The sequence below is a fragment of the Enterococcus sp. DIV2467a genome (assembly GCF_050532945.1).
GTDB lineage: Bacteria > Bacillota > Bacilli > Lactobacillales > Enterococcaceae > Enterococcus > Enterococcus faecalis.
On the sequence record NZ_CP172896.1, the window covers coordinates 1326326 to 1352535 of the forward strand.

Consider the following 26210-nt stretch of genomic DNA (forward strand, 5'->3'; position numbering starts at 1 on the left):
TAAAAGGTTGCTAGAGGATGAAAGGAGTATACTTTATTTATCTAGAAGAGTAATCGGAATGAGAAAGGGCTGTGGAAATGGATCATCAACAGGTGTTGAAAAATGAAATTAAACAATATTTAGTGAGTAAAAACTGTGAGAAGACGTATTATCATTGTATGGAAGTTGGAGAGTATGCCTATCAACTTGGTGAAAAATATTTAACTAGTCCAGAAAAAGTAAGTATTGCAGGATATTTACACGATATCTCTGCGATTTATCCAAATAATCAGAGAATTAGTGTCGCACAAAAATATGGGATTGAATTAAACGAAGCAGAAATGGCCTTTCCAATGATAATTCATCAAAAAATTTCTAAGTCTATTGCGAAAATGGATTTTGGTATTGAAGACAATGAAATTTTATCAGCTATTGAATGCCATACAACATTGAAGAAAAACTATTCGGACATAGATTTAGTTTTGTTTGTCGCTGATAAAATAAAGTGGGATCAAGAAGGTAAACCACCATACTTAGATGGTTTATTACAAGCTTTAAATTGTTCTTTAGAAAATGCCGCATATTTCTATATTGATTATATTTTGAAACACGATATTAAAGTTGTGCATCCTTGGTTATGGGATGCTTACAATTAACTTAATTTGATAATTAAATAACAAATAAACATAACCGTTTTTAGTCGAGTTTTGCTGGTGAGAAAAGGGGAAAAGTAGTACAGTATTCTTGTCAGAAAGAAGGGATTCCCAATGAAAAAAATAATCTTGATAGGTCTTTTATTGAGTATTTTATCAGGATGTTCTTCCAACAAAAATGGTGACAGCACTGCAAGCAAGCCGACAGCAACATCAGAAATGAAAGCACCTGCTACCGTTAACAACAGCCAAGCAAGTCAAATGAGCACGGAGTCAAAATCTAGTACGACTCAAAGTAATTCTTCTGCTTCTACTAAAACTGAAAATCAGTTGTGGTCTGTGCAAAAAAAAGCACAGTTACAACAATTTATGGCTGATTGGGGGCAACGGATGAACCAAACGTATAAAGAATATACACCAGGAAATTCAATCAATTTTAATGGCGTCCAAGCGCCTGATGGTCTAGTAGGAAATGTTACTATGCAGCCAGCGATTGGTCAGCATCCCATTTATTTAGAATGGTCTGAAAATGGACAAGTGAAGGATGGATATGCGTTAGTTGCTGTTTACTCTGATGCAGAAACGCAACCAGAAATGCAAAAGCATTTGTATTTATTCACCATCGTTAACAATCAGCCCTTAGTTTTAGTGACGATGCAAAATCAAGGAGATCCTTATGGCTATCTATATTTTGGAGCAACAGATAACGCAGAGTTGAGGGCTGGCTTTGAAAAAATTGTAGGTGCCCCGTCAATTACTAAAGAACAAATCCCAAATATTTCAGTCAATCCGTGGTCTTCAAAAGAGGAAGCGATTGATTTTTATGAAGGAATGTATAAAAACACGGCAAACGAATTTTCAACTCAAATTGACTGATATAACTATCAGCGGGCAAATTGGCGCGAGGTAGAAACAAAAGGCGACACTTTGACATTACATTTTGCCAACGTGGGCGGTGCTGGGGGCTCATATACACAATTCACGAAAGTTGGTACGAATACTGTTGTTGTATCGTTTGATGGCAATGCTTCTTATCCCGATAACCCAAGTAGCGTTTTACTCGTGCAAAACAGTGATTATAAAGTTTTAAGGACTTTGAATCAGTAATAGGGGAAATACATCGTTTACTTAAACATAGGCAAAGGCGGGTTGCTTACCTTTTTATAAGCAGCCTGCCTTTGCCTATGTGCTATTTTTTTGGATAGAGGTGCTCAGAGTAGGGGATGTTTTTCTGGGAAGTTTTTATGCTAGATCTCTATTTGACTAGGCTCAAATAGATCTGAATCAATCGTTGAAGTGATATCTGTTTATATAAAGATAGACTAAATCGTCAATTTTTTACAAATCGTCGTTCATGTTAAAATAAATGGAGAAATGTTTTAGTATTCATAGTAAGTATTTTATCGTAGAATAAAAGATATACTAACAATGGAGCGATGAAAATGCTAAAAGAAGAAAGATTAAATGCGATAGTCTCTCTAGTAGATCAAAAAGGGGCAATCAAAGTTACTGAAATTATGGAACGATTAAATGTTTCTGATATGACTGTTCGTAGAGATTTGACAGAATTAGAAGCAGCGGGGCGTTTAAAACGAGTACATGGAGGAGCTAGCAGTTTAAATACATATCGTCCACATGAATTGTCTCATGCTGATAAACAAATTATTAATAGTGTTGAAAAAAAAGAAATTGTCCAAAAAGCATTAAGTTTAATTCACGAAGAGGAAACTATCTTCCTAGGACCAGGAACAACTATTGAACTTTTGGCCGAGGCAATGGAATTTAAACATTTAAGAGTAGTAACAAACTGTTTGCCTGTGTTTGAAACGTTAAGTAAAAAAAAGAATGCGTTGACCATTTATTTGGTTGGTGGAGAAATGCGACTTTTAACTAAATCTTTTTTTGGTGAAATCGCTAATAAAGCATTAGAAGAAATGCATTTTCATAAAGCATTTTTTAGTTGCAATGCGTTAAAAGATAATAAAATTATGACAGCGACTATTGAAGAAGGACAAACACAAGCAATTGCATTAGATAACTCAATAGAAAAATATTTGTTAATGGATACTTCTAAAGTAGAGAAACAGGATTTTTATTCTTTTTATCAATTAGAAGAAGTGACAGCGGTAGTTACAAATAAAGATAAATTTGACACATCTAAAGTATTGGAAAAAGTTGTCAGGGTGATTTACTAAAAAGAAGAGGTGCAGATGCACCTCTTCTTTTTAGTTTCCCTTATTGAGCTTTTTGAGCATAAATAATATTTCGCTTCTTCATTTGTTTTGCATACCAAATGAAAATCAGTAGATAGGCGACTAGCGCCAGACATGCGTATAAAATAAATTCGAGTTGACCTTGTGATGCATTGCCGACTAAGTATCCTAAGAATTTTTCCATTGGCCCTTCCATGGTAGTATGTGAAATTAAAGTATTATTATTTAGACCCGCTGGGAAAGCGCCAACTTTTTTTGCGGTTTCGGTAACGAACGGTGCAATTAGGGTACCAGACCATAAGAACAAAGGTAATTCGATTGCTCCAATGATAATCATTCGGATGAGTTTACCTCTTGTAACTACTAGTAGAGCAGGGGTTACACCCATTGCAATAATTCCGCCAAGTGGTAAAAGTTTATTGCCAGGTAGGACAATGGCTTCTAATAGCATAATTGGAGCCAATACGTTAGCTGCTGCCCAGATTTCAGCACGACCAGCTAAGAAAGGCCAATCTAAACCAATATTAAGTGTACGCCCTTTTAATTTATTCGAAGCAAAATCAGTGATACCTTGTGATAAAGGCTCAACTGCAGCGATAAACCAAGTTCCAATTAAAGAGAATAGTTCCAAACAGACTGCAGCCGTAAAGGATAGAGAAAAAATTTGCGTGGGTGTTTGGCCAGCTAAAAGACCCACAAAAATCCCTAAGTAAATCCCGATGGCAAATTTTGATCCCCAAAAGCCAATTTTACTATTCAATTTGGCAGCGTCAAAATCGTATTTATCTAACCAAGGGAAAAGCTTATCAAAAATTTTATCAAAAACCATAATGATTGGGTTCATCATATAGTTCATATGCGTGGTAGTCATAGGATTGGTATCTGGGGCGTTAAGTAAATCGTTAAACGTTGGTTTCATTAAGTCAGAATTGATAATTTTTAAAACACCTATGAAAATAACTAAGATTGTTGCAATTATTAAGTTTGCGCCACAAAAAATAGCAAATAAACCAACAATCGATAGATGCCAAATGTCGAAAATATCCACATCTAATGTGTTTGTTTTATTTAGAATTAACATAATGACATTGACAATCACCATAATTAAAAGAAAGTAAAGCGTGTAAGGAGATCCCCAAGTGATGGTGGCTAAAGGTGCCCAACCAACATCAGTAATATTTAAAGAAATTCCTGTACGTTCTACGAAAGAGGCCATTGCATCTGAGAAAGCAGTAGTTAAAATTCCTATAATAGCACTGATACCAGTTAAAGCAATCCCTAGTTTAAGACCACCTTCTAATGCGCGAGTGGGTTTTACCTTAAAACAAAGGGCAATCAGTGTTAAAACAATAGTCATTAAAGGAGCAGCACCTAAATCAATTAAAGGTTTAAAAATTGTATTTGCTAGGTCAATAATCGTATTCATTTATTTTCTCCTTCATAAGCTAAGATAACAAAATTTTTATCTTAGTTTTGTTATTGTTGACAGTGAAGCGTAAGTAATTAGTCTGAAAAGGAAATCATTTGTTTAAAGAGTGAATGATACTTTCCATTTGTTGATAAACAGGTTCAGCCATTGCTGGAATTCGATAAAGAATTGCGCCTGCATCAACTACAGGAATCGTGATTGGGAAACCCAAATCTGTTTTAGCGATTTGGGCGAAAATATCATAATGGGATAGCATCTCTTGATTGATATCTTTAATCATTACGGCATCGCAAGAAACTTGGTAGCCTCTTTTAGATAATTCTGTTTCTAATGCAGATTTGATTTGATGGCTAGAGTTTACCCCAGCACCACATGCAGCTAAAATTTTGATCATGTTAAATCTCTCCTTTAAAATTTTTTTGTAAAAAACGATAAACTTCTTCTTTATCTTCACATTGAAAAAAAGCCAATAGTGATGAACGGTCTGTCGTGTTAATAAAATCCATGATAGTTGCTAAAAGACCCGTTTGTTCAATACCGTTTTCATTTAAAATCATGAAAAGAAAGGAAACAGAGAGCGTTTCATTTGGGATAATCATGTTATGAAATGATAAGGGTTGATTCAATTTAATCGGGATAATTCTTGTCGTCCGTACAAAGGTACTTTCGGTATGCGGAATGGCGATATTCGGTAGTGCAGGATCAATCGGTGTTAAACTTAAACCAGTCGGATAGTTATGTTCTCGTTCCAATAAATTAGTTAGAAAATCAGGTCTAACTAATTTCTTTTTTAACAAGTCTAAATAAACTTCTTCAAAAACTTCTTCTTGTGTTTTTTTGTTTGAAATATAGGTAGTATCTAATGAAAAAATCGATGTTTTAATAACCATAGAACCCCCCGTTTCTTTAATATATTATTATTTATTTACAAGTATAATATAAAACGCTTTCAAAAAGATGTCAACACAATATTAAACAATAATAAACAAAAAAAGAAAATAAATGTTGAATAAAGTTCGATATTGTTTTATTATGTTTTCGAGAAGGGGATTTGAGTTTAAAGAAAGGGACAGAATTTTAATAGTAGATACACGAGGTAAGGAGGAAAACAAAATGCGTGTCATACTTGGTTCAGATTTAGATGGAATAAAATTAAAAGCAGAAATGAAACAATACTTATTGCAAGAAAAAGTTGAGGTAATCGATAAAAGTGAAAGTGCTTCGGAAGACTTTATAGAAGCAACGCTTGCTGTTGCTCATGAAGTTTTAAAGGATACTGAAAGTTTAGGAATCGTTTTTGATGGTTATGGTGCAGGTAGTTTTATGACTGCTGCTAAAATTAAAGGAATGATTGTAGCCGAGTTGTCAGATGAGCGTTCTGCATATATGGCGCGAGAACACAACAATGCTCGGATGATCACGGTGGGCGCAAAAATTGTCGGAACGGAACTTGCCAAAAACATAATAAAAGAATTCTTAACAGGTCATTATGCAGGCGGGCGTCATCAAATACGTGTAGATATGTTAAATAAAATGGCTTAACAAATAATAGAAAGGAAGCGTTTTTATGAAAATTGCCATTGGTTGTGATCATATTGTGACAGATACCAAAATAGCAGTTTCTGATTTTTTGAAAGCAAAGGGATATGAAATTTTAGATGTAGGCACGTATGATTTTACTCGAACCCACTATCCTATTTTCGGAAAAAAAGTGGGAGAAGCCGTAATGAGCAATCAGGCTGATTTGGGTATATGTATTTGCGGAACAGGCGTTGGAATTAACAATGCGGTTAACAAAGTGCCGGGTATCCGTTCTGCTTTAGTTCGCGATATGACCACAGCGTTGTATGCGAAAGAGGAATTAAACGCAAATGTTATTGGTTTCGGTGGGAAAATAACAGGAGAATTCTTGATCTGTGATATCGCTGCGGCCTTTATTGAAGCACACTATCATCCAACAGAAGACAACGAACAACTAATTGAAAAAATTAATCAAGTTGAAAAACAACATCCAGAACAACAAGATGCGCACTTTTTCGATGAATTTTTAGATAAATGGCAACGAGGAGTCTATCACGATTAGTATTTAATCAATGAAGGTTACTTAAGAAAGTGGTTTTAAATAATAATCATTGGTATTTGAGTTAAATTCCCCTTCATTAATTTTTATTGCTGTTTTAACGTAGCACTGTAAAGAGCATTATTAAGAAAAAGAAGTAACAAAGGAACAAATTGAAGGCTATACAGGTAACCATAAAAAGTACACGAGTTCTTTTCTCGTGTACTTTTTATGGTTTCGCTGCTTGTTTTATTTTAGTAATTATTTTTCTATAAAAATAGTCCCAGAATTATTAAAATAATCCCGATAACTAAACTGCCGATGCCAGAAGCCGTACCATATTTTTTACTTAGATGTATATCAGTAGTATTTTTAGGAATCAAGTTTGAGAAAAAATAAAATTTTTTTACCAAGATTAGATATGCAGCAAGTAAAAGTAATAATCCTAAGAGAAGATAACTAAGATTTTCAGCTAATAAATCTAGATGAGCTAATAACAATATCCCTAAAAAGAGGCCTACCAATCCATATTTCATCGTTTTTTCTTTTGCTGACATATAAATATCCCTACTTTACTTTTTAATTTATTAAGAGCATAAAACCATAGATTCGATATAATTTCATTTTGTTATATCCAAAAGAGCATGACCTGGAATGACCTATATAATTAGAAAATTGGAGTGATATATAGTTATTTTACCATAGCTTAAATGAGTTGATTAACTCCGAATAATGTACAACTATGTACACCTATTGTGGGTGGAATGTGTGTTGGGACTTTGCTAACCTAATAGTTGAAAAAATGAATCAATAAATTTAGAAAAGGGACTATACAAAAGCAACTTTTTTGGGAATTGCTATATTATTTATTTTTTTAAGCGTAATCAACTAAATGTTTTTATGGATAAAGAAAGTCATTGTTCCTTGTCATCAAGCTACAACAGCCAAATTCATTAGAACTTTTTAGTGAATGACTTTAATTTTAGAAAGGTACTGTTGTTAAACATTCATGCTATCAAAGGAGTGTGAGGCGAACGAAGCAAGTATTCTCATTTTATAAAAGCTGTATTATGGACTCTTAAAAAGAGGTGATTTAAAAAATTTTGAAGTGGAAATGTTAAGAAAGGAGAGAGAAAATGACTTATTTAGTTCTGGTCAGTCATGGCGATTTTGCTAGAGGGTTAAAAAATTCATTAGGGATGTTTGCTGGCGAGGAGATAGAGACAGTCAGAGTGTTTGGCTTACAACCTGGTGAATCTACCGATAATTTTGGTAAGCGGTTTCTTTGTGAAGTTGAAAAATTACCGCAGGAAACGAGGCTAATCGTTTTGGCTGATATTGTAGGCGGGAGTCCAATTGCTACTATTTGTAAAGTATTAGATAAGCAAAAAATGCTAGAAAATTCTCTGATTGTTGGAGGAGTGAATTTTCCAATGGCTTTAAATGCGCTTCTATTGAAAGAAACTAGTGAATTATCTGATTTGAAAAAAATGATAGTAGCAGATGCTTGTCATGGCATTAGAGAGTTAACTGTAACTGAAGACGATGTAACTGAAAACGATATAACTGAAGAGGATATCTAAAGGAGAAGATGAACATGTCAATTTCTTTTGTTCGAATCGATGATCGAATGATTCATGGCTTAATTACTTTACGTTGGACTAAAGAAATGCCATGTGATGGCATTATAGCTGTGAATGACAAAGCAGCAAGTAACCCCATTTTAAAGGAAGCATATAAAGCAGCTGCACAAGATAAAAAAACCTTTATTTGGACAATGGCGCATTTTTTTGATGTAAAGGATAAAGTATTAGCGTCTAAGTCAAAATACTTTTTGATTACAAAGAGCCCTTTGGATATGAAAAAAATTTTGGTGGATTGGCATTTTGTTCCAAGTGAAGTAAAAATGATTAATGTTGGACCGGGAAATGACCGCGAAGGGACAATTAAATTAGGGGATAACCAATCCTTTACAGCAGAAGAAGCAGCGGCTTTTGAAGAAATTGAAAAGGCTGGTTACAAAGTGGATTTTGCCTTGTTACCTGATCAACGAATTGGTTCTTGGGCGCATTTTAAAGCTAAATTTGGTTACTGATTCTAGAAGTTTTGAAAAGAGGAGAGTAGTATTATGACAATCAACTGGATACAAGCGGCTATTTTAGGCCTATTTGCTTGTCTGTGTTCAAATTCTTGTATGGCTGGACAAGCGGTGGGAAATTATACGATTGGGCGTCCTTTAGTCGGCGGATTAGTTTGTGGCATTATTTTAGGAGATTTAAAATTAGGAATCGCTTGTGGCGTAGCAATGCAATTAGTTTACATTGCTTTGGTCACACCTGGAGGCACAGTGTCTGCTGATGTGCGGGCAATTTCATATATCGGGATTCCTTTGGCGATGGTGGCGATTTCGACCAAAGGGTTAGATCCACTTGGCGGCTCTGCAGCCGACCTGGCTAAATCGGTCGGCACATTAGTTGGAACGATCGGAACGGTATTATTTTATTCTGTTGCCGCGTTAAATTTAGTTTGGCAATCGTTTGGTTGGAAAGATATAAAAAAAGGCAAGCTTGATCATTTATATGCCATTAATTTTGGTTGGCCGTGGATTTCTCATCTACTTTTTTCCTTTTTGCCAACCGTGATTTTAACCTATTTTGGGGCTACGGCTGTTACAGCAATGAGAGATGCATTACCTATGGATGGTCTTGCAATGAAAACGCTTTTTACTGTAGGTGGCATGCTTCCGTGTGTGGGAATTGCAATTTTGTTACGTCAAATTGTTAATAAGAACATTGATTTTGTACCTTTTTTTGTAGGGTTCACATTAGCTGCTTTATTAAAACTTAATTTAGTCTCGATAACGATTATTGCGCTTCTTTTTGCTGTAATTTTTTATAAAATTGCTTTGATTAAAAACAATACTAAACTGGTTGATTCAACAGGAAGTCTAACGAATGATGACGAAGAGGAGGACATATGAGATGGAAGAGTTGAAAGCAAATAAATTAGACCAAAAAACGTTAAAGCATTCTTTTCATTTATGGTTTTGGGGAGCGTTAACTTGTTTTTCACAACAGCATATGCAAACCTTCGGCTATCTTTCTTCAATGCTTCCTATTATCAAAAAACTTTATCCAAAACATGAAGACCAAGTGAAAGCCATTCAAGCATATACAGCTTTTTTTAACACAAATCCAATGCTTGGGACGGTCATTGTTGGTGTGACTGCTAGTATGGAAGAGGCTAGAGCAAGTAAGAATGAAATTGATGGAGAAACCATTAATGATATGAGGGCAGGATTAATGGGGCCAATTGCAGGGATTGGTGATTCATTAGTTGATGGTACCTTGATTCCTATCTTGTTAGGAATTTCCTTAGAATGTCCACGGGCGGTTCGCCAATTGGTGCCATATTTTATATTATTGTTTGGACGTTAATTTCCTATTTTGGCCAACGCTTTTTGTATTTTAGAGGCTATCATTTTGGTGATAAAGCAGTAAGTTTCTTAGTTAGGAAAGAAGGAGCCGCCGTTAGAGTTGCTATCGGAGTTATTGGTAGTATGGTTGTCGGTGGGGTCCTTGCATCTTGGGTAAACGTGACTACTTCTTTTAAATTAATAGGTGCTGACGGAAAAGTTTTCCTTAAACTGCAAGATAAAATTGACAGTATTTATCCAGGATTATTAACGATACTTGTTACCTTGTTTTGTTGGTGGTTAATGTCAAAAAAACATGTTTCCGCTATTTGGACGATGCTTATTTTAGTTGTTATTTCTCTCGTTGGCGTTTTATTAGGTGTTTTCAATCCAGGATTAACTTACTGAACAATCACCAAAAAGGACTCTAACTGTTAGAGCAAACTGGCTTTTGCAGAAAATCGATGACGAAAAAGCTAATAAATTAAATTCTTACTCTCTAAGACACAGAAAAAATCTTGTGATTAAAATAAAAATATATAAAATAGAAGAAATTTAGAGACTAGCTTCTATTTTATATATTTTTTTGTTTTAGAAATTTAGTTGGTTTATTAGAATTTTAGGAAAAATTTTACGAAAAGTGTCGCAAAAATGGCTCCTAAAAACGGTGCAGTTCCGGGAACAATCAACCCATATTGCCAATCATTATTGGTTTTATTTTTGATTGGTAAAAGTTGATAGGCGATACGAGGACCTAAATCACGTGCCTGATTCATTGCGAATCCTGTAGTACCACCTAGCCCCATGCCGATTGCCCAAATAAGCAAGCCAACAGCAATGGGTAGTTGTGTTTCGTAGGAATGTGCAATCGCTAAAATAGATGTTAAAAAAATGAATGTTGCAAAAGTTTCAACAAAATAGTTTCTTGGTAAATTTCGTTGGTTCGGATTTGTAGAAAAAATATTACGAATAGCGATTGGATCGATACTATCGGCGGATAGCTTGAAATGATCAGCATACATAATATAAACAATGACGGCGCCACAAATGCCGCCTAACATTTCAGCGATGACATAGGGAATGAAGTAAGACCATGGAATCATTCCTAAAATAGCTTGAGCGAGGGCCATTGCTGGATTAATACAGACTCCGCCAAAGACGAACAGAACAACAGAGATTCCAAAAGCCCAAGTAGTGATTGCAAACATGTGACCAGAACCAGCGTATTTTGTTCGTTTTAGGACATCGTCGCAGTGAACACCTACCCCAAATACGATCATTAATGCAGTTCCCATAAATTCTGATAAGATATGATGAAACATAAGATAAAGCTCCTTTAATCAATAGTTTTGTTATTTAATGTTTGGACGAGGCGATAGACTTCCTCGATTGTAAAATTATATTGTTTAGCAATTCGTTCACAATCTTGGTATTCAATAGACTCTTTCAATAGGCCATGATAATGATTTTTTTTAATATGGACCTTACCAAAAGGTGTTTCCAAGATTTTGAAAGAACGGTCCATCACACTACGTTCCATTGTTTGAAAACGCATACCAATTGTAGAAGTATGTTTAAAGAGTAGTTCTGTAAAATATTCTTTTTCCTCTGTTGTTGTTAAAACCGTTAATAGAATGGCACTTCGGTTTTTTTTCATATGAATGGGCGTGAAAAAAACATCTAGAGCACCATGCTCCAATAATAGATCCATTACGTAACCTAACTGTTCAGGTGTTTGATTGTCTATATTTGTTTCAATTTTTAAGACTTGGTCATGGTGTTCTGTCCTCTTTTTTTTACTATGTGTTTCAGTAAAGATTGATCCTCTGAGGGCATTGAATTTGCCGGTTTCTCGTTTGCCAAATCCGTAACCTATTTTTTCAATTAATCGTTGTTCTGGTGCGACAAATAGAGGACTAAGTTCTTTAAAAATAGCTAAGCCAGTCGGTGTGACAAGTTCAGTTTTTATCTCAAAGTCTTGTTGAATGATTAAATTTGTTTCTTTACGTAATTCCATCACCGCGGGAACTGGTATTGGCATGACTCCATGGGCAATTGTGATAGTGCCACTTCCATCTGTAATTGGCGTTGAATAGACTTGTTCAATCTCTAACTGTTCCCATAGGATAAAAAAGCCAACGATGTCAACAATTGAATCAATTGCTCCGACTTCATGAAAATGAATAGTGTCAATTGTTTGTTGATGAACAGCAGCTTCAGCTTTTGCAATGTCATAGAAAACATTTTTACTATGTTTTTTTACAAAATTGGACAAGTCGCTTTTTTCAATTAATGTATAAATATCTTTTAAATTTCTAGAATGGCTATGATGATGTTCATGTTCTTTCGTTTCATGATGTTCATTTTCGTGGTGAGGAGAGAGACTGTGTTTTATACCGTAATCCTTTTTTCCATGTTGTAGGAGAACATCGAAATCTGTTCCGTAAATACAACTTTTAGCAATTCGTTGGGCTTGAATGGTGAACCCATCGATGGGAAGTTTTTTTAATTCGATTAACAGTTTGTTTAAATCCCCGCCTAAGTCAAGCAACAATCCATTTAACATATCACCACTAAGACCAGAAAATGGTTCTAAAAATAAGCTTTTCATAGTGAAGACTCCTTTATTTGATTAATCATACTTGCATTATAAGCGGCACCAAACCCGTTATCTATGTTGACTACACTAACGCCAGAGGAACAACTATTTAGCATTCCTAAAAGAGCAGTCAGTCCTTGGAAATTGCTGCCGTAGCCTATGCTAGTAGGGACGGCAATCACTGGCACGCTAACTAGTCCGCCTAGGACGGACACCAGTGCGCCTTCCATGCCTGCAATCACAATAACCGCCGAAGCCTGTTGAATCTCATCTAGGTGAGCGAACAAACGATGAATGCCAGAAACGCCTACATCATAGATACGTTTTATTTGATTCCCGAAAGTTTCTGCAGTGATTGCTGCTTCTTCAGCAACGGACATGTCTGACGTTCCAGCAGTAACTATCGCAATATAGTTTTTTGTTGTAGTCTCCATTTGGTTGATAACGAAACAACGTGCAAGTTCATAGTAGGTTCCATGAGGAAAGTTCGACTCTAAAGGCTGGGCTTTTTGTTGTGAAACGCGAGTAACTAAAATTGTATTGTTTTCTTTTCTTAAGCTATTGATAATTTTGATGAGTTGCTCAATTGTTTTCCCTTCCCCATAAACGACTTCTGGATAACCAGTTCTTTCTTTACGCTGCGTATCAATTTTTGCAAAGTCTAATTCGCAAAAGCCATTTAATTTGTTTGTTGCTTCTTCTAAAGATAATTTTCCTTCTTTAAAAGCTCCTAAAATTTCTTTCGGTTGCATAATACAACGCTCCTTATTCCTGATTTCTCAAGGATCATTATTCTACAATGACAGACAAGCCATCTCGAATCACAGTCACTTTTGCATTTAGACCTTCTCTTTCAAATGCTCGCTCTAACGCTTCATCAAACGTTTTTGCTATTTCCATATGCATCGAAGTGATAAGCTCAGGATCAACAAGATCTGAAACAAAAATTATATGATGATGAACTAAAATTCGCGCTAAAATTTGCGAAGTCCATTGATCTGGCACGGTTTCTAATCGTGGTGTATGGATGGCTGCTTTTAAAAATTCGTTTGGATTTTTAACATTGGCAATATTTTCATAAAAACCTTCACCACCGTGACCATCACGACATCCAGCGACCATAATAATGACACCGCCGTCTTTATTGGTTGCTTCTGCAGCGGTCATCCCTTTAACTGCTTGATAAATGTTTTGATCAAGTGGAAATCCGCCATTCGTTGAAACCGCAATGTCGCAAGGTATTTTTTTGACACGGGCAATTTCTTTTACAAAGTTACAACCAACTTTATGCGCTTCAACCATATCGCCTGCAAAGGAACCAATAATTTTTTTGTCACCATCTAAAACGACATTAACAATAAAAGCTAGATTCGCTTTAGCGGCAGCGTAGACCATGTCATTATGAATCGGATTATCCGTTAAATTTCCTGTCCGTGAGTTGGAGGAATCAATAAATTCTCCAGAATGGTTAGCCATGATGGTTTTATAAGAAGCAATTCCAGGTAAAACAGATTTACGTCCACCAGAAAATCCTGCAAAAAAGTGTGATTCAATAAACCCTTCGGCCAGCAGTAAATCTGCTTCTGCTGCAATGCGATTAATGATACAATCGCCCCCTGAAGGTAGTTGACCGATTTTGACCATTGAGGAATCATCAGTAGAGATATGCATAACGATTTCTTCATTCTCTACGATCTCTTTACCATATTTACTAATCAGTTCTTCTCGTGTAGAAGGGCGATGAAAGCCTGTAGCAACTAAAATCCGGATTCTAGCTGTTTTGTTCACTGAACGAATTCTACGCAAAATAATTGGGGTGATAATATGTGAAGGAACGGGACGTGTGTGATCGGAACTAATGAGGACAATGTCTTTTTTACCCTTAGCTAATTCTTCTAATGGAAGGCTTCCAATAGGATTGTCCAGCGATTTTTCGACTGTTTCTTTCTCAGTATATGGATTTGAAAAATGTTCAGCTTTTGATTCGAGAAGCCCAATAAAATTTTTATCGGGAATTCTTGCAGTAATCATTTTCTTGTCATAAGGTAGGTTAATTTCTACCATAGCAATCATCTCCTAAGTAATATTTTACGAGACTAAGTATAATGAAATTTAGAAATCACACAGTCCTTATTGTGGGTAACATTTGCTAACAAAAGGTTGGTGAGAGTGTTTATAATAGTTAACGAATCAAACAGAAACTTAGTCAAAGGAGTGACAATTATGGAGTCAGATTATCTTACAGCTTTCTTAGATAGAAAGAAGACGCCGATTATCAAAAAAAAACGCCATACTTATCTCGCTTATCATGGATTGGAGGAAGCGTACACCTATGTATTAAAGAAAGGGGTCGTTAAGACGAGTATTATTTTAAAGGATGGACGAGAATTTAATCTGTCGTATATTGTGTCTCCTGACATTATTTCATTGTTACGTGATGAAGTATCAAATTATACATCTGCTCCTTTTAATATCCGCATTGAGTCGGAAGAGGCTAGCTTTTATCGGATACCAAGGACTGTATTTTGGGAATATGTTAGAGAAGATGCTGTTCTTCAAGATTATGTACGGGATTACTACCGAGCAAAATTATCGGAGAGTATTAGTTCCTTACAGAATATGACAATGAATGGTAAGAAAGGGGCTGTTTGTACTTTTATTTACCAATTAATTGATTTGTTTGGTGTACAGACAGAGGAAGGAATATTAATTGATTTTCAAGTAACTAATGAGGATATTGCGGGGTTTTGCGGGATTTCAACGAGAAATAGCGTAAACCGAATTATCCATGATTTAAAAGAGGAAAAAGTCATCGATATCAAAAAACAAAAAATTGTGATTTACGATCAAAGTTATTTAGCTGATTATATTGATCGATAAGATAGGAGTCTGACGAACATGCATATTCCAGAAAATTATTTAAGCCCACAAACTTGCGCAGTGATGGGCGCGATTATGGTACCTGTCTGGTACCGCGCGGTAAAAAAAGTTGACGTTCAAATTAAATTAAAAAAAGATACAGGGACCATGTTAGGGATTTCCTCCTCCTTGTCATTTTTAATAATGATGTTTAATTTGCCAGTACCTGGTGGAACAACTGCGCACGCTGTTGGGGCTGTTCTCATCGCATTATTGATGGGACCTTGGGCCGCGACGCTGTCTGTTTCGGTGGCTTTACTATTACAGGCTTGTTTATTTGGTGATGGTGGTATATTAGCTTTTGGTGCAAACGCCTTTTCTATGGCGTTTGTGATGCCATTCGTGGGATATGGAGTTTATAAGCTAGTTACGCGTATAAAAAAATTTGAAACAATGGGTCTTTTCTTAGCTGGGTATCTTGGTGTAAATGTTGCGGCACTTTCTACTTCTGTATTATTAGGTATCCAACCCTTACTATTCCATGAAGCGAATGGTACGCCACTTTATAACCCATATGGTCTTTCTATAACTATACCAGCAATGATGAGTGTCCATCTGTTAGTAATAGGAATTGTTGAAGGTCTCTTCACCGTGTGTGTCTATAATTTTGTAAAAAGTGTGTCAAAAGATGCAATTTTTATCGAAGAAAAGAAGAAAAGGACTCCGTTGTTGCGATTAAAGAGACTGTTATTGGTCATGGTAATTTTATGTCCATTAGGTTTGATTGATCATGCCACCGCTTGGGGTGAATGGGATTTATCTGAATTAGTTAAGAATTTAAAACAGAATCATTTGCCTGCGGTACAACCAAAAGGTATGGTGAATGGTTTTTCATTTCATGCACTTTTCAGTGATTACTTTATTCCAGGACTGCCATTAGCACTTGGGTATATTTTAAGTGGCGTAACAGCCATAATCGTTTTTTTACTCATTTTTCGTTTATTTAATGGAAGAAGGCAAAGTTGATGCCTGAATGGATGAAAGAATCTTCCACGTCCTTTGAACCTAATAAAAAAGAAACCTTTATGCTTAAAAATCGAAAAGGAATCCTTTTTTTATTAAATAAATTTCAGGTGAGTGGGAAACGCAATAAGACTATTCTCAGTGATATACACCCAGCAATTCAACTGATCAGTACTTTTTTACTAATTGTTTTAATCAGCACAACACAAAAAGTTCTTGTTTTGTGGCTCTTAGGCATCTACCTAGGCATGTTACTTTTAGTTGAAAAACCAACTATTCTACGAAACATTGTCAAAAAAGCTAGTATCCTCATTTTGATGCCGCTGATTATCTATTTACCGATCTTTTTTTTAGGTCAATTTAGTTTATTATTTATTGTTCATTTGTTTTTTTTAGCCATAGTGATTAGTCAATATATGGAAACAACCAACATGAATCAATTTATAGCAGCATTAAAAATCTTTCATTTTCCGAATATAATACTTTTACAATTAGATATTACGATTAAATATATCTTTTTCTTTGGAAATCTCTTAATCCAACTGCTTGCCGCTGTAGAAGCTAGAGCAGTTGGTGGGAATATCCAGTTGAGTACGGGTAGTAATTTAATCAGTCTTATTTCTTTAAAATCTTTTACGTATGGGAAAAAGTTGAACATGGTGATGGAAGCAAGAGGATATACTGGTCAATATTATCGAGTAAAGCAACCATTAAAAACGAAAGATTTTTTGGTTAGTATTGCCTATCTTTTATTTTTCGGGGGGTTGCTTTATTTAGGGAGGAACTAATATGTATCGAGTAAATCATTTGGTTTATCGCTATCAAACGAAGCCTGTTTTTTCGCCTTGTAATTTGGAAATAGCCAGAGGAGAATATCTGGTTTTGATGGGAGATAACGGCAGTGGCAAATCCACTTTTTTAAATTTGCTCGCAGGTTTTTTAAAACCTTCCGAGGGAACGATTTATTTTATGGAACAATCATTAACGGCCTGGAAAAAAGACCCTATTCATAAAAAGAAGTATTATGCTCATTTGGGTATATTATTTCAAGAGACGGACACACAATTATTTAATGCAACAGTTTATGACGAATTGGCATTTGGCCCTAGACAGCTCCAACTATCCGAGCATGAAACAGCAAAAAGAATTAATGATTGTTTGAATTTATTAAAAATTACCCATTTAAGCAATCAAGTGCCTTATCAATTATCGGGAGGAGAAAAGAAAAAAGTGGCTTTTGCTAGTCTGTTAGTAATGAATCCAGACGTGTATTTATTAGATGAGCCGTTTGCTGGGTTGACAAAAGAATCGGAAAAATTATTTAAAAAGATAATAAAAAATCTGCATCAACTTGGTAAAACAATTATCCTTTCCACCCATGACTATTTGAGTATTTGCGAGGAAGCTGATTCCATTTTATTGTTTGATTCGGTTGTCACAAGGTACTCAAAGGAAGAGATAGAAGCCAATGCTAACTTGTTACAACATTTAAAACGGTATTAAGTGTACAAATATTGACAATAATTGATACTATGAATCGTGATTTTTTCTAATGTGGAGATGTCTATAATTAATTATGTAAAAGAAAATCAATAGGAGATGGTTTAAATGTCTGTCATGAAAACGAAAGAACAAAATTTAGTTCGCGAGTTACAAAAAATGGATAAGTTGGCTGTTGCATATTCAGGTGGAATTGATAGCTCTTACTTGCTAAAAAAAGCTTTGGACACTTTAGGTGCTGAAAATGTACTTGCGGTTGTTGTAAATTCAGAATTATTTTCTGATGATGAGTTTGATAAAGCGGTTGATTTAGCTAATGGGTTGGGAGCAAATGTGTTAGGCCTTGAAATGAGCGAATTAGCGGATGATAGAATTGTTGCAAATAACCCTAATAGTTGGTTCTACAGTAAAAAATTATTATATAAAACTATTCGTTCGGCTATTCAGAAAGAGGGATTTGATGTTCTGGCCGATGGGATGATTATGGATGATAATACTGACTTTCGTCCTGGATTAAGAGCAAGAGATCAAGAAGGGGTCATCAGTCCGCTACAACAAGCTAAATTATATAAAATTGAAATACGTCAACTTGCTAAAGACGCAGGTATTTCCAATTGGAGTAAAGTTGCCTCATGTAGCATTGCTTCAAGAATTCCTTATGGCATTAAGTTAACACGCTCAGCTATTGATCAAGTATTTGCTAGTGAAAAATATTTACGGGAAATAGGTTTTCCAATTGTCCGTGTCAGAGCACATCATGATTTAGCACGGATTGAAATTCCAGAAGACAAACTTTCTCTGTTATTAGAAAACAGAGAAAAAATTGCAGATTATCTTAAAAAACAAGGATTTAATTATGTAACTTTTGACTTAGAAGGATTTAAATCTGGCCGAATGAATGATATCCTCACAGAAACTGAAAAAAAAGTTTTTTGTGAATGTTAGACAGATAAGTTTATAAAATTGAGTCGGTGTAACGGAGTCAGGACAGGGGTATTCCGTTACAAAAACCAAGTTTTCTGCTCGATTAGGTCGGTTGTTTTCATTGATTACTCTGCCAGTAGTTTATTAACTTTTAAGCCTAGGAAAAATTCCCTTTGGATTTTTCCTAGGCTTTTTGTCTATTTAATCATTTGATATTTGCTAAAAAGAAATTAGCTGTAGAATTTTTTAAGATTACCAGTGATTGTTCAATTTGAGGAAAATAAATGGATTGTTTGGACTGGTTGATTAGTCGATTATTTTTGGGATTCGTGAGTGAAAGTATTTGCTGTGAATAGTTAAATAACTCAGTGTTTAGTGTGTCCGGCCTAACTGGCGTTAATTTTTTTAAGTAGTGTTGTGTTTTCATAAGTTCTAAAAGAAGCTCTTCCATAGCAGTTTGCATTTCCAACAGTTGATCATTTAGTTGTTTTTGTTGCATTAAGCTTTCAGCAGAGGCATCGTTACTATAAATAGGAGATTCAAGAACAATTTCTTGAATAGAATAGTTTACTCTACGTTGTACTCGATAAGCTAGTACCCAAGCATCACTTGGTAACGTGGTCTCTTCATTGATTAACGCTAGCAAAATAGAGCTGATCGTTTTTGACCAACTATTGATATTTTTACGTAATACTTGACTATGCCATGTTGGGAAAATAAAAAACATAACAAAAGCAATCAGCGCACCAATAATTACATCAAAAACTCTTGTATAGCCTGCAGAACTACCACCTAATGTGAAAGTTAACCAAGTGGTCACACTTAGCATTAGAAATGCTTGACTTAATTTACGGACGGTTTCATACAATATAACTAGCAAACAAGACAATAGCATTGGCCATAAAGGATTTAGGTTTGTTAAGTTAGCAATTAATTGAGACAAAAAGATGCCTAAACAACCACCTAAAATAGAACCAATAGTTCTTGAAGTGATTTTGCCGAGTGTACCATGATAACCTGGCATAACCATCAAACAACCAGAAATAACTACCCAGAATTCGTGATTAGCTAAAGGCAAAGGGTACATGTAATTAAGTATAAGCGAACAAAAATGACACACTAAACCTGTTAAAGCTAAACGAATTGCGAATCTAGCAGAGCTGCCTTTGTAAGAATGAAGGATCTCTGTGGCTTCTGCAAGTCCTTCTTTTGTGGGTAAGAAAGATTTAAATGAGATTTTTTTAAAGGATTGTTCGTTTTGTATCAGAAGGATTGCTGATTTTATTTCGGTGTTTGCTGAAGCAAATTCTTGAAGAGGCAGGGTTAATTGTTCTCCTTTTAAAAAGAGTAGAATTGCTTTTAAAGCAGGAAGATTTTCAGCTGCATTGGTTGAATCTAACGAGCCTGCAATTGCATCTGCTTGTGAAACCAAGGGATAAATCCATGGTGTTTTTTGATGATTGACCCAGGGCATTGTTTCAACAGATTCGCGTACTTTTATTCTGGAATGGACATAGCGTGCGGGTTTTCCTTGTGCTAATAAATATAATTGTTCATATAAATCGGCTACTAATTTTCGTGCTTCATTATTTTGCGGCTTAGAATAAAGACAATAGAACAAACAAAGGATGGACATACCTAAAATTATTGCACCCAGACCTTCAAAAGTTTGACCAATAGACAAATTGCCTTTTAATTGCGCACCAGCTAGTAAAGAAATGGTCCCAAAGAGACATCGAATATACAGACCAATACTAAAGTTTCTCACAATCCCTGAAAAATACAAACCAAGGACGAATAATAAAATAATGAATATACTTGACGACTGTAAAAGTATCCCCAGACTGGCACCAAGAAAAATCATTAAAATACCATCTATGGCACTTCTTTGTGGAGAGCCATGTCGTGGCAAGACACAAATTACAGTGCCCAAAAAGCTACCAACATTTACTAAAACAAAAGCGAAAGGAAAGACTATTGTTAGAACAGCACCAACAGCATTTGCAATAATGATACTAAGAACAAGGGCAAACCAGTTCTGTCTTGTATCAAAAGTTAGTATAGGGCGACTATACGCCCAAGACGATTCTAAGAAGACCTCAAAAAAATTTTTGATAGATAATTTCACAAAACATTCCTTCTTTAAAAATTTATTAGAAGCTAAAAAATTATTCCTCTGCTAGTATACACCTCTAAAATTTTTTTTCAAATTTGCTCTTTTTAAGAAAACTCACAATTATAAGCCAACATTAAGTTTAGCCATATATTTTTGTTGAATAAATTCTGTAAGCTCATGCCAACTTTCTTCATTTTCAATGGAATCTAAGTAGAAAATATCTTGATTAGAAGTAGCTTTTTCGAAGGAATCTGTGATGATGATATCCGCATTTGTGAAGTCTTCGGTAATAGAGATTGCGTTTGTATTATATAAGGAGGATAACCGTGTTTTAATAAAATAACTTGCATAAAAATCTTTGATAATTTGTAAATAGATTCTCACTTGTACTTTTTTTTCGGACACAGACAATGTGTAAAGCAGTTGACTGAGTAACTCTAAATGCGTTTCTTGGTGAACTAATTTTGCCACCGTTCGTTTTATTCGATTAAAGTATGCCACATCTGACGGAGTACAAATTTCTGGCTGCGGTAAATACAGTGTTAAAAAAGTATAATAATTGCCCTCCGTTAAAAAGTACCAAGCATTAAAAATAGAAAGATAGTAAACGTATTGATAATCATGCTGATTTGTCAGTAAGTAGGCTACTTGCTTAAATAATTTTTTTGATAAGACACAATAAGGATGGTTAGATTCTATAAATAATTTTTCTATTTGTTTCGTTTGCTTTTCCGAAAAGATATAAGGGATAAAAATGCGAGATAAAAAATTAAAGTATAAAATTTCAGTTTTTCTTGTTTCGCATTGAATGTCAGCGAAAGAGTGTTCAAGAAAAAATAAAGTCACATGACTGTATTGATTGATCAGAATAAAAAAAGAATGCAGGTTTTTAGAGTGCGGCATCTTTAAGAAGTTTTGTGCACTTGTTCTAGTTTTAAATATCGCATATAAAATATAAAACGCTCTTTTCTTCATTCGGACATTTTTATAGGATCGTTCAAGAAGTTCATCGGGTAGACTTTTTTTTATTTCTTCAAGACTTATTTTAGAAAAAGGCCAAGCCAATTCTTGAAAGGAATCTTGTAGGAAAATGAAAGAAAACACTCGAATCGATAATTCATTGCCAGTTAATTGATAAATACCCTTAATACTAACGATTACTATATCAAAAATTTTAAAAAAGTTATTCAGTTGTTTCGTGATTTTTACCAGATAATGTTCAGAAATATATAAAACTTTAATTAATTCGTTTTTATCAATGGAAGAATGTGTGACCAATTGTACGCAATAATTAAATTGTACATTGTTTTTTAAAAGATTGAGTTTTAACGTGTAGGCGTATTCGACCGCGCTTTTTCGGTACGCTGGATTTACACAAACAATGCCATTATTGTTAGAGACAATAAAATGTTGGATTTGATAAGTATCCTCGAATTCTTGATTTATTTTTATCAGATTTTCCTTGACCGTTCTTTTTGAAATTTTTAAATTGGAAGAAATTTCATTTAATGACGTATGAGCTCGCTTCACTATGTAAAATAAAATTTCTAGCTCATTCGTTAGGTAGGATGGAAACATGTTATGGACCTCCAAAAGTAAAATTTAGGTTCATTGTAGTCTACTTTCTTTAAATTTTTGTATTGATATGTTAACACAAGCGCAATAAGAAGCGGCCATCACAATTAATGTACAGCCTTATACATTAATTGTGTGTGGCAAAGCAATTTCAATGTTGATAAGCTAGCAGTAGTTAGAATAATTATTATTTAGTTTCTAATTCCAAAAAAGGTCAAGGTGAGTAAGCAATGAAAAAAATCAACGAACAATTAAAAATGAAAATGCCAACCTACAAAAGAAAAAAAAGCATTGCTTATTTCTTTTACTCTTGTCTACTATTGGTATCGATTTCTTGTTTTTTGAGCGTGCATTTTCAAGAATGCGAGGCAGCTTCGCTCTATCAAGCGGGAGGGATAGCCATTGATTTGAGAACTGATTTACCTTATGGAATGGAGATAAGCCATGACGGTGGTGGTGGTCCTGATGGATCATTTGGAGGGAAATTACACGTAAAATTATACGGAACAGTGGACACTTCTCATACAGAAGCATTGAAGTTTCTTTCTTTTGGTACTGTAGGAATGCAATATGGACTGATGTTTCATTTGCCAGAAAATATAAGTGCAGATAATTTTAAAGCGGCTTATGACAAGGCTTTTGCGGATAATCCAGAAAATTTTTATTCAATTAGTGGACAAAAAAACACACAAATACCAATTGTTAACACAAAAGGAATGCGGACGTTTAACGGTTCTTCAGAAGATGGTTCACTGGGATGGGGTGATCCTGATCAAGATTATAGCGGAATTGATACTGAGCATCAGGTGATGTTTTGTGAACGGGGGGACACTATTAATTTTTCTTTTACTAAACTTTATGAAATTTGGCGACATGAACCTGACAAATCGGCCATAAAATTTGAACTTCATTTTGATTTAGATGTAGCTACTTTAATGAAGGATGGCGATTCAAAGGATTATTCCCTCAATAAAAATTTAACGAAACATCGCTTACCAGTATCAAATGTTTTGTCGGATGGCACTGAAAGTGATCAATTTTCGTTGTCGGCAGATTTTTTTGGTCGAACTTACGAATCAGATACAACGAATACGGTTAATCATAATTGGATATTGCTTAGTCCGGACATGTGGTTACGTGCGACAAGTTTAGCGGCAGCAGCAAAGCAAGATCCAAATAATTTGAATCATCAAATTATCACTGGAATCACTGGAAAAGTGGCTACTTGGTCTTCTTATATCTCGCCATGGGACAGCGGCGATAAAGACAATCCATTATCCAATTACAATACCCAAGATGCCTCTAAATATCCTGAAATACCTGAAAGCAAAACGATGTTACCAGGGGATTTTTTATCACCAAAGTTTACGATGAACCAAAGACAAGACAATCCGCTTAATTGGACAGATGGGTATGTTGCTCAACGGTTTGCGCGCGTAGTTAATTTTCATACTCACACAGTTGATCCTAAGGCCAATGTGAATGTCTCTTCACAACAGCAAAACGGGTTAACAACTTATTTGTTTAGTGGCAAAGATGGTTGTGGGCTGCCGTTAGTCAATCCGCCAGGAACGGATTCTTCAGAGCCCACAGATAAAACATATATGCGCGTCACAACAGATCCATACCAAGTGCCAAGTTTAGAAAAGGCAGCTTTTGTTAAAGGTCAAACAACATTTCACCCGCAACAAAAGATACCAGTAGAACTAACCGTTAAGGCTCCGACAACTAGAAAAGTTCAGATTGAAGAAAAAATTTCAGGTGCTGTCCAAACTGATTTTCATAAAATTGGGGAGCAAGATTTAAAAAATTTACCAGTCACAGATGATTGCGTTAGTTTTAACTGTTTAGCAGATGCTTTACCAACTTCAGGAGATTACACATTAACATTTAGAATTCTTGATGTTGATGATACATCTAAAAGCTACTCAAATGAGAAAAGTTTAGCTGTGCACATTGATCAAGCGCAAATTAAAGTTAAATCTCAAGATACGATTTATCAATATACTCAATGGCAACCAGAAAGTGAAGTGACTAGCTTACAAACACCAGATGGTAAAAAAGGTGATTTTCGAGACGTAAGTGTCACCATATATAAACTGGACGGAGAGCAAAAGGTCCCAGTAGATGCGGTAGATACAAAAGTGGTTGGTAAATATGAAATTGATTATAACTACCTAGGATTAGAGGCGCAGACTGCACTAGAAGTCATTCCCTCTTCAGCTCATATTGGTGCACATAACGGCAGCTTTTCTGTGGGGACGCCCTTCGATCCAAAACGTCTTTTTGATAGTGCAACAGATAATGATGGACAGTCCATTCCTTATAGTAAGATAACGATTCGCTATACGCCTAAGCAGGTAAACGATGAAGTAGCAGGCATCTATAGAATTACTTATGATATCTCTAAAATAGTAGGTTTTAGTAAAAGTATTACTGTTGATTGGACCTACTATTACTCTAATCGTCTAGACTTTTATCACTTATCTGAACAACTAATGCCTTTTGAGAACGTAAAATTTAATGGCCAAGATCAAACACAGACATTAAAAAATTGTGAGATGAACATTGAAGATACGGGGGATCCTAATCGGACAACTGGCTGGCAGCTTGAAGTAGCCTATAATTTAAATGATCAGAAAACACAAGCGTGGAAAGACGCAGGGCTTGATCTCACGCTAAATCCAAAGTCAGTCGATTATGTAACAACTGAGCAAAATATTATGGTTAACGATGAGCAACAATTAGTAGCTGATGTAAGTAACCAATCTATCAAAAATAAAAAAGTTTTGACGAAATTACAATTATTGCCCACATTAACTATTTCAAAAGTCACACCTGCTGATAAATATGAAGCTCAGTTAATTTGGAACTTAGAAGCAACACCGTAAGGGAAGAGGGAATAGCTGTGAAATGGTTTATCTATGATTTATTGTTTGTTGCCTTTATTCTCGGTTTGCCAATTCAAGCACAAGCTGAAGACAAGACAGCTGACGCACAAGCTGGCACAAAAGTCATGGTAATAGTGAAAGAGAGTGAGGATATTGTTCCACATCCCAATGAGCTTATACCGCAGACTAACGATATGCCAACTTCACGAGGACAACCTAATTTTTTACCAAAAACAAACGAGATTACGTCTCAAGAGACGATTTTAGGAATCGTGGTACTCGGAAGTACATTAATCGTCGGACTTTATAAAGAAAAGAGGAAAAATAATGAATAAAAAAATAATTGGTTTAACTGTCACTTTAGGAACGGGGATTTTTTTAATTGGACAACAAACTGTGAATGCGGCTGATAATACCAATACCACAGCGAATGTGTCGATTTTGGGTGGCGGATTAACCATTACACCATTAGCACAAATTAACTTTGGGACGGTGACAAAAGACGGCCAAGATCATACGCAACCAGATCAAAGCAAGTCGCAACTTATCATTAATGATAATCGTGGGACAACGAATACAGGTTGGTATCTGACAGCGAATTTAGAAGATAAAGGAAAAGGTGTCACTGGCTTAGACGGAATGACACTTCATTTAGACACTAAAAAACCTGACGGATCTTCTGAAAAAGGTACCTTTACGGGCGTTGATTTAACCACAGATGCTTCAACCATTATTTCGCTAGATAAAAGTGATATCCGTTTATCAGACACTGTCACGACAGCCGATTTAAATGCAACGTTAAATATACCTAAAAGTATTGCTGCAAATACCTACTCTGGGACCATCGTCTGGAATGCCATCGATGGAGCACCCGCCTAAGAATTTAACATAAAACGATGTAAGAAAACGAGGCAGATAAATTGAAAAGAATTTTAAAGATACTTTTTATATTGACTATTCTCTGTTTAGGTGGAG

General features: G+C 35.2%; 25 protein-coding genes and 2 pseudogenes. 17 read left to right on the forward strand and 10 right to left on the reverse strand.

Going from position 1 to position 26210, the window contains the following annotated elements; all coding sequences use genetic code 11:
- The first annotated feature begins 77 nt into the window (after positions 1–77).
- The 3 genes and pseudogenes from yqeK (at position 78) to IGL80_RS06210 (ending at position 2827) form a co-directional block, all read left to right on the forward strand.
- Positions 78–635, forward strand: coding sequence for a bis(5'-nucleosyl)-tetraphosphatase (symmetrical) YqeK (gene yqeK, locus IGL80_RS06200; RefSeq protein WP_156194008.1), 558 nt, complete (start codon positions 78–80; stop codon positions 633–635).
- Positions 636–746: 111 nt separating this feature from the next.
- Positions 747–1739: pseudogene (locus IGL80_RS06205) on the forward strand (DUF4767 domain-containing protein).
- A gap of 335 nt (positions 1740–2074) precedes the next feature.
- Positions 2075–2827 carry a DeoR/GlpR family DNA-binding transcription regulator gene (locus IGL80_RS06210; RefSeq protein ID WP_002369238.1) on the forward strand — a complete coding sequence of 251 codons (753 nt, stop codon included), beginning with the start codon at positions 2075–2077 and terminating at the stop codon, positions 2825–2827.
- Positions 2828–2867: 40 nt separating this feature from the next.
- Here IGL80_RS06210 and IGL80_RS06215 read toward each other — a convergent pair whose 3' ends face one another.
- The 3 genes from IGL80_RS06215 to IGL80_RS06225 all read right to left on the reverse strand — a co-directional run bounded on the left by IGL80_RS06215 (position 2868) and on the right by IGL80_RS06225 (position 5164).
- Positions 2868–4271 (reverse strand): PTS galactitol transporter subunit IIC, encoded by a 1404-nt coding sequence (locus IGL80_RS06215; protein WP_002357183.1) that lies wholly within the window; start codon positions 4269–4271, stop codon positions 2868–2870.
- Between the two features lie 94 nt (positions 4272–4365).
- Complete coding sequence (locus IGL80_RS06220; protein ID WP_002357185.1) at positions 4366–4668, reverse strand: PTS fructose transporter subunit IIB; 303 nt, start codon at positions 4666–4668, stop codon at positions 4366–4368.
- Position 4669: 1 nt separating this feature from the next.
- Complete coding sequence (locus tag IGL80_RS06225; protein ID WP_010820056.1) at positions 4670–5164, reverse strand: PTS sugar transporter subunit IIA; 495 nt, start codon at positions 5162–5164, stop codon at positions 4670–4672.
- Between the two features lie 223 nt (positions 5165–5387).
- Here IGL80_RS06225 and lacA point away from each other — a divergent pair, with 223 nt between their 5' ends.
- Positions 5388–5816 carry a galactose-6-phosphate isomerase subunit LacA gene (gene lacA, locus IGL80_RS06230; protein ID WP_002357188.1) on the forward strand — a complete coding sequence of 143 codons (429 nt, stop codon included), beginning with the start codon at positions 5388–5390 and terminating at the stop codon, positions 5814–5816.
- 25 nt (positions 5817–5841) lie between these two features.
- Complete coding sequence (gene lacB, locus IGL80_RS06235; protein WP_002374591.1) at positions 5842–6357, forward strand: galactose-6-phosphate isomerase subunit LacB; 516 nt, start codon at positions 5842–5844, stop codon at positions 6355–6357.
- Between the two features lie 245 nt (positions 6358–6602).
- On the opposite strand, the gene IGL80_RS06240 is transcribed toward lacB, so the two are convergent.
- Positions 6603–6890 (reverse strand): hypothetical protein, encoded by a 288-nt coding sequence (locus IGL80_RS06240; RefSeq protein WP_002397415.1) that lies wholly within the window; start codon positions 6888–6890, stop codon positions 6603–6605.
- A gap of 579 nt (positions 6891–7469) precedes the next feature.
- On the opposite strand from IGL80_RS06240, the gene IGL80_RS06245 reads away from it, so the two are divergent.
- From IGL80_RS06245 to IGL80_RS06260, 4 genes and pseudogenes are all read left to right on the forward strand, one after another.
- Entirely contained in the window at positions 7470–7916 is a 447-nt protein-coding gene (locus tag IGL80_RS06245; RefSeq protein ID WP_085366437.1) for a PTS sugar transporter subunit IIA, read from the forward strand.
- A gap of 14 nt (positions 7917–7930) precedes the next feature.
- On the forward strand, positions 7931–8428 hold the full coding sequence (locus IGL80_RS06250; RefSeq protein WP_002357192.1) for a PTS system mannose/fructose/N-acetylgalactosamine-transporter subunit IIB: 498 nt from the start codon (positions 7931–7933) through the stop codon (positions 8426–8428).
- Between the two features lie 33 nt (positions 8429–8461).
- Positions 8462–9313 carry a PTS mannose/fructose/sorbose/N-acetylgalactosamine transporter subunit IIC gene (locus IGL80_RS06255; protein WP_085366435.1) on the forward strand — a complete coding sequence of 284 codons (852 nt, stop codon included), beginning with the start codon at positions 8462–8464 and terminating at the stop codon, positions 9311–9313.
- Positions 9288–10156, forward strand: a pseudogene (locus IGL80_RS06260) (PTS system mannose/fructose/sorbose family transporter subunit IID). Before IGL80_RS06255 ends, IGL80_RS06260 begins: the two are co-directional and overlap by 26 nt.
- A 203-nt stretch (positions 10157–10359) precedes the next feature.
- Here the strand turns inward: IGL80_RS06260 and larD are convergent.
- Genes larD through larA form a run of 4 tightly spaced genes read right to left on the reverse strand, consistent with a single transcriptional unit; the run spans position 10360 to position 14411 of the window.
- Positions 10360–11070, reverse strand: coding sequence for a D/L-lactic acid transporter LarD (larD, locus tag IGL80_RS06265; RefSeq protein ID WP_085366433.1), 711 nt, complete (start codon positions 11068–11070; stop codon positions 10360–10362).
- 14 nt (positions 11071–11084) lie between these two features.
- A complete protein-coding gene (gene larC, locus IGL80_RS06270) occupies positions 11085–12359 on the reverse strand; it encodes a nickel pincer cofactor biosynthesis protein LarC (RefSeq protein WP_085366431.1) in 1275 nt (424 codons plus the stop codon).
- The gene (gene larB, locus IGL80_RS06275; protein ID WP_002362000.1) at positions 12356–13099 is read right to left on the reverse strand and encodes a nickel pincer cofactor biosynthesis protein LarB; all 744 of its coding nucleotides are present in this window, start codon (positions 13097–13099) and stop codon (positions 12356–12358) included. Before larB ends, larC begins: the two co-directional genes overlap by 4 nt.
- A gap of 37 nt (positions 13100–13136) precedes the next feature.
- Complete coding sequence (larA, locus tag IGL80_RS06280; protein WP_085366429.1) at positions 13137–14411, reverse strand: nickel-dependent lactate racemase; 1275 nt, start codon at positions 14409–14411, stop codon at positions 13137–13139.
- A gap of 159 nt (positions 14412–14570) precedes the next feature.
- On the opposite strand from larA, the gene IGL80_RS06285 reads away from it, so the two are divergent.
- From IGL80_RS06285 to larE, 5 genes are all read left to right on the forward strand, one after another.
- Positions 14571–15227, forward strand: a complete 657-nt coding sequence (locus IGL80_RS06285; protein WP_002361998.1) for a Crp/Fnr family transcriptional regulator — start codon at positions 14571–14573, stop codon at positions 15225–15227.
- Between the two features lie 18 nt (positions 15228–15245).
- On the forward strand, positions 15246–16232 hold the full coding sequence (cbiM, locus tag IGL80_RS06290) for a cobalt transporter CbiM (RefSeq protein ID WP_085366427.1): 987 nt from the start codon (positions 15246–15248) through the stop codon (positions 16230–16232).
- Positions 16232–17017, forward strand: a complete 786-nt coding sequence (locus IGL80_RS06295; protein ID WP_085366425.1) for an energy-coupling factor transporter transmembrane component T family protein — start codon at positions 16232–16234, stop codon at positions 17015–17017. Before cbiM ends, IGL80_RS06295 begins: the two co-directional genes overlap by 1 nt.
- A gap of 1 nt (position 17018) precedes the next feature.
- Entirely contained in the window at positions 17019–17732 is a 714-nt protein-coding gene (locus IGL80_RS06300; protein ID WP_002394538.1) for an ABC transporter ATP-binding protein, read from the forward strand.
- Positions 17733–17837: 105 nt separating this feature from the next.
- Entirely contained in the window at positions 17838–18674 is an 837-nt protein-coding gene (gene larE, locus IGL80_RS06305; RefSeq protein WP_002374609.1) for an ATP-dependent sacrificial sulfur transferase LarE, read from the forward strand.
- A gap of 184 nt (positions 18675–18858) precedes the next feature.
- Here the strand turns inward: larE and IGL80_RS06310 are convergent, their stop codons facing one another.
- Together IGL80_RS06310 and IGL80_RS06315 are read right to left on the reverse strand one after the other, a co-directional pair.
- Complete coding sequence (locus IGL80_RS06310; protein WP_085366423.1) at positions 18859–20781, reverse strand: FUSC family protein; 1923 nt, start codon at positions 20779–20781, stop codon at positions 18859–18861.
- A gap of 108 nt (positions 20782–20889) precedes the next feature.
- Entirely contained in the window at positions 20890–22347 is a 1458-nt protein-coding gene (locus IGL80_RS06315) for a helix-turn-helix domain-containing protein (protein WP_010710266.1), read from the reverse strand.
- 227 nt (positions 22348–22574) lie between these two features.
- On the opposite strand from IGL80_RS06315, the gene IGL80_RS06320 reads away from it, so the two are divergent.
- Genes IGL80_RS06320 through IGL80_RS06330 form a run of 3 tightly spaced genes read left to right on the forward strand, consistent with a single transcriptional unit; the run spans position 22575 to position 26114 of the window.
- Positions 22575–25235 (forward strand): bacterial Ig-like domain-containing protein, encoded by a 2661-nt coding sequence (locus IGL80_RS06320; protein ID WP_085366421.1) that lies wholly within the window; start codon positions 22575–22577, stop codon positions 25233–25235.
- Positions 25211–25570, forward strand: a complete 360-nt coding sequence (locus IGL80_RS06325; protein ID WP_025189861.1) for a hypothetical protein — start codon at positions 25211–25213, stop codon at positions 25568–25570. Before IGL80_RS06320 ends, IGL80_RS06325 begins: the two co-directional genes overlap by 25 nt.
- Positions 25563–26114 carry a hypothetical protein gene (locus tag IGL80_RS06330; RefSeq protein WP_010820888.1) on the forward strand — a complete coding sequence of 184 codons (552 nt, stop codon included), beginning with the start codon at positions 25563–25565 and terminating at the stop codon, positions 26112–26114. Before IGL80_RS06325 ends, IGL80_RS06330 begins: the two co-directional genes overlap by 8 nt.
- Positions 26115–26210: the final 96 nt, after the last annotated feature.

Bases quoted from the DNA above. Each gene is read 5' to 3' on its own strand.
- yqeK (WP_156194008.1), top strand. From the start codon at position 78: ATGGATCATCAACAGGTGTTGAAAAATGAAATTAAACAATATTTAGTG.
- IGL80_RS06210 (WP_002369238.1), top strand. From the start codon at position 2,075: ATGCTAAAAGAAGAAAGATTAAATGCGATAGTCTCTCTAGTAGATCAA.
- IGL80_RS06215 (WP_002357183.1), bottom strand. From the start codon at position 4,271: ATGAATACGATTATTGACCTAGCAAATACAATTTTTAAACCTTTAATT.
- IGL80_RS06220 (WP_002357185.1), bottom strand. From the start codon at position 4,668: ATGATCAAAATTTTAGCTGCATGTGGTGCTGGGGTAAACTCTAGCCAT.
- IGL80_RS06225 (WP_010820056.1), bottom strand. From the start codon at position 5,164: ATGGTTATTAAAACATCGATTTTTTCATTAGATACTACCTATATTTCA.
- lacA (WP_002357188.1), top strand. From the start codon at position 5,388: ATGCGTGTCATACTTGGTTCAGATTTAGATGGAATAAAATTAAAAGCA.
- lacB (WP_002374591.1), top strand. From the start codon at position 5,842: ATGAAAATTGCCATTGGTTGTGATCATATTGTGACAGATACCAAAATA.
- IGL80_RS06240 (WP_002397415.1), bottom strand. From the start codon at position 6,890: ATGTCAGCAAAAGAAAAAACGATGAAATATGGATTGGTAGGCCTCTTT.
- IGL80_RS06245 (WP_085366437.1), top strand. From the start codon at position 7,470: ATGACTTATTTAGTTCTGGTCAGTCATGGCGATTTTGCTAGAGGGTTA.
- IGL80_RS06250 (WP_002357192.1), top strand. From the start codon at position 7,931: ATGTCAATTTCTTTTGTTCGAATCGATGATCGAATGATTCATGGCTTA.
- IGL80_RS06255 (WP_085366435.1), top strand. From the start codon at position 8,462: ATGACAATCAACTGGATACAAGCGGCTATTTTAGGCCTATTTGCTTGT.
- larD (WP_085366433.1), bottom strand. From the start codon at position 11,070: ATGTTTCATCATATCTTATCAGAATTTATGGGAACTGCATTAATGATC.
- larC (WP_085366431.1), bottom strand. From the start codon at position 12,359: ATGAAAAGCTTATTTTTAGAACCATTTTCTGGTCTTAGTGGTGATATG.
- larB (WP_002362000.1), bottom strand. From the start codon at position 13,099: ATGCAACCGAAAGAAATTTTAGGAGCTTTTAAAGAAGGAAAATTATCT.
- larA (WP_085366429.1), bottom strand. From the start codon at position 14,411: ATGGTAGAAATTAACCTACCTTATGACAAGAAAATGATTACTGCAAGA.
- IGL80_RS06285 (WP_002361998.1), top strand. From the start codon at position 14,571: ATGGAGTCAGATTATCTTACAGCTTTCTTAGATAGAAAGAAGACGCCG.
- cbiM (WP_085366427.1), top strand. From the start codon at position 15,246: ATGCATATTCCAGAAAATTATTTAAGCCCACAAACTTGCGCAGTGATG.
- IGL80_RS06295 (WP_085366425.1), top strand. From the start codon at position 16,232: ATGCCTGAATGGATGAAAGAATCTTCCACGTCCTTTGAACCTAATAAA.
- IGL80_RS06300 (WP_002394538.1), top strand. From the start codon at position 17,019: ATGTATCGAGTAAATCATTTGGTTTATCGCTATCAAACGAAGCCTGTT.
- larE (WP_002374609.1), top strand. From the start codon at position 17,838: ATGTCTGTCATGAAAACGAAAGAACAAAATTTAGTTCGCGAGTTACAA.
- IGL80_RS06315 (WP_010710266.1), bottom strand. From the start codon at position 22,347: ATGTTTCCATCCTACCTAACGAATGAGCTAGAAATTTTATTTTACATA.
- IGL80_RS06320 (WP_085366421.1), top strand. From the start codon at position 22,575: ATGAAAAAAATCAACGAACAATTAAAAATGAAAATGCCAACCTACAAA.
- IGL80_RS06330 (WP_010820888.1), top strand. From the start codon at position 25,563: ATGAATAAAAAAATAATTGGTTTAACTGTCACTTTAGGAACGGGGATT.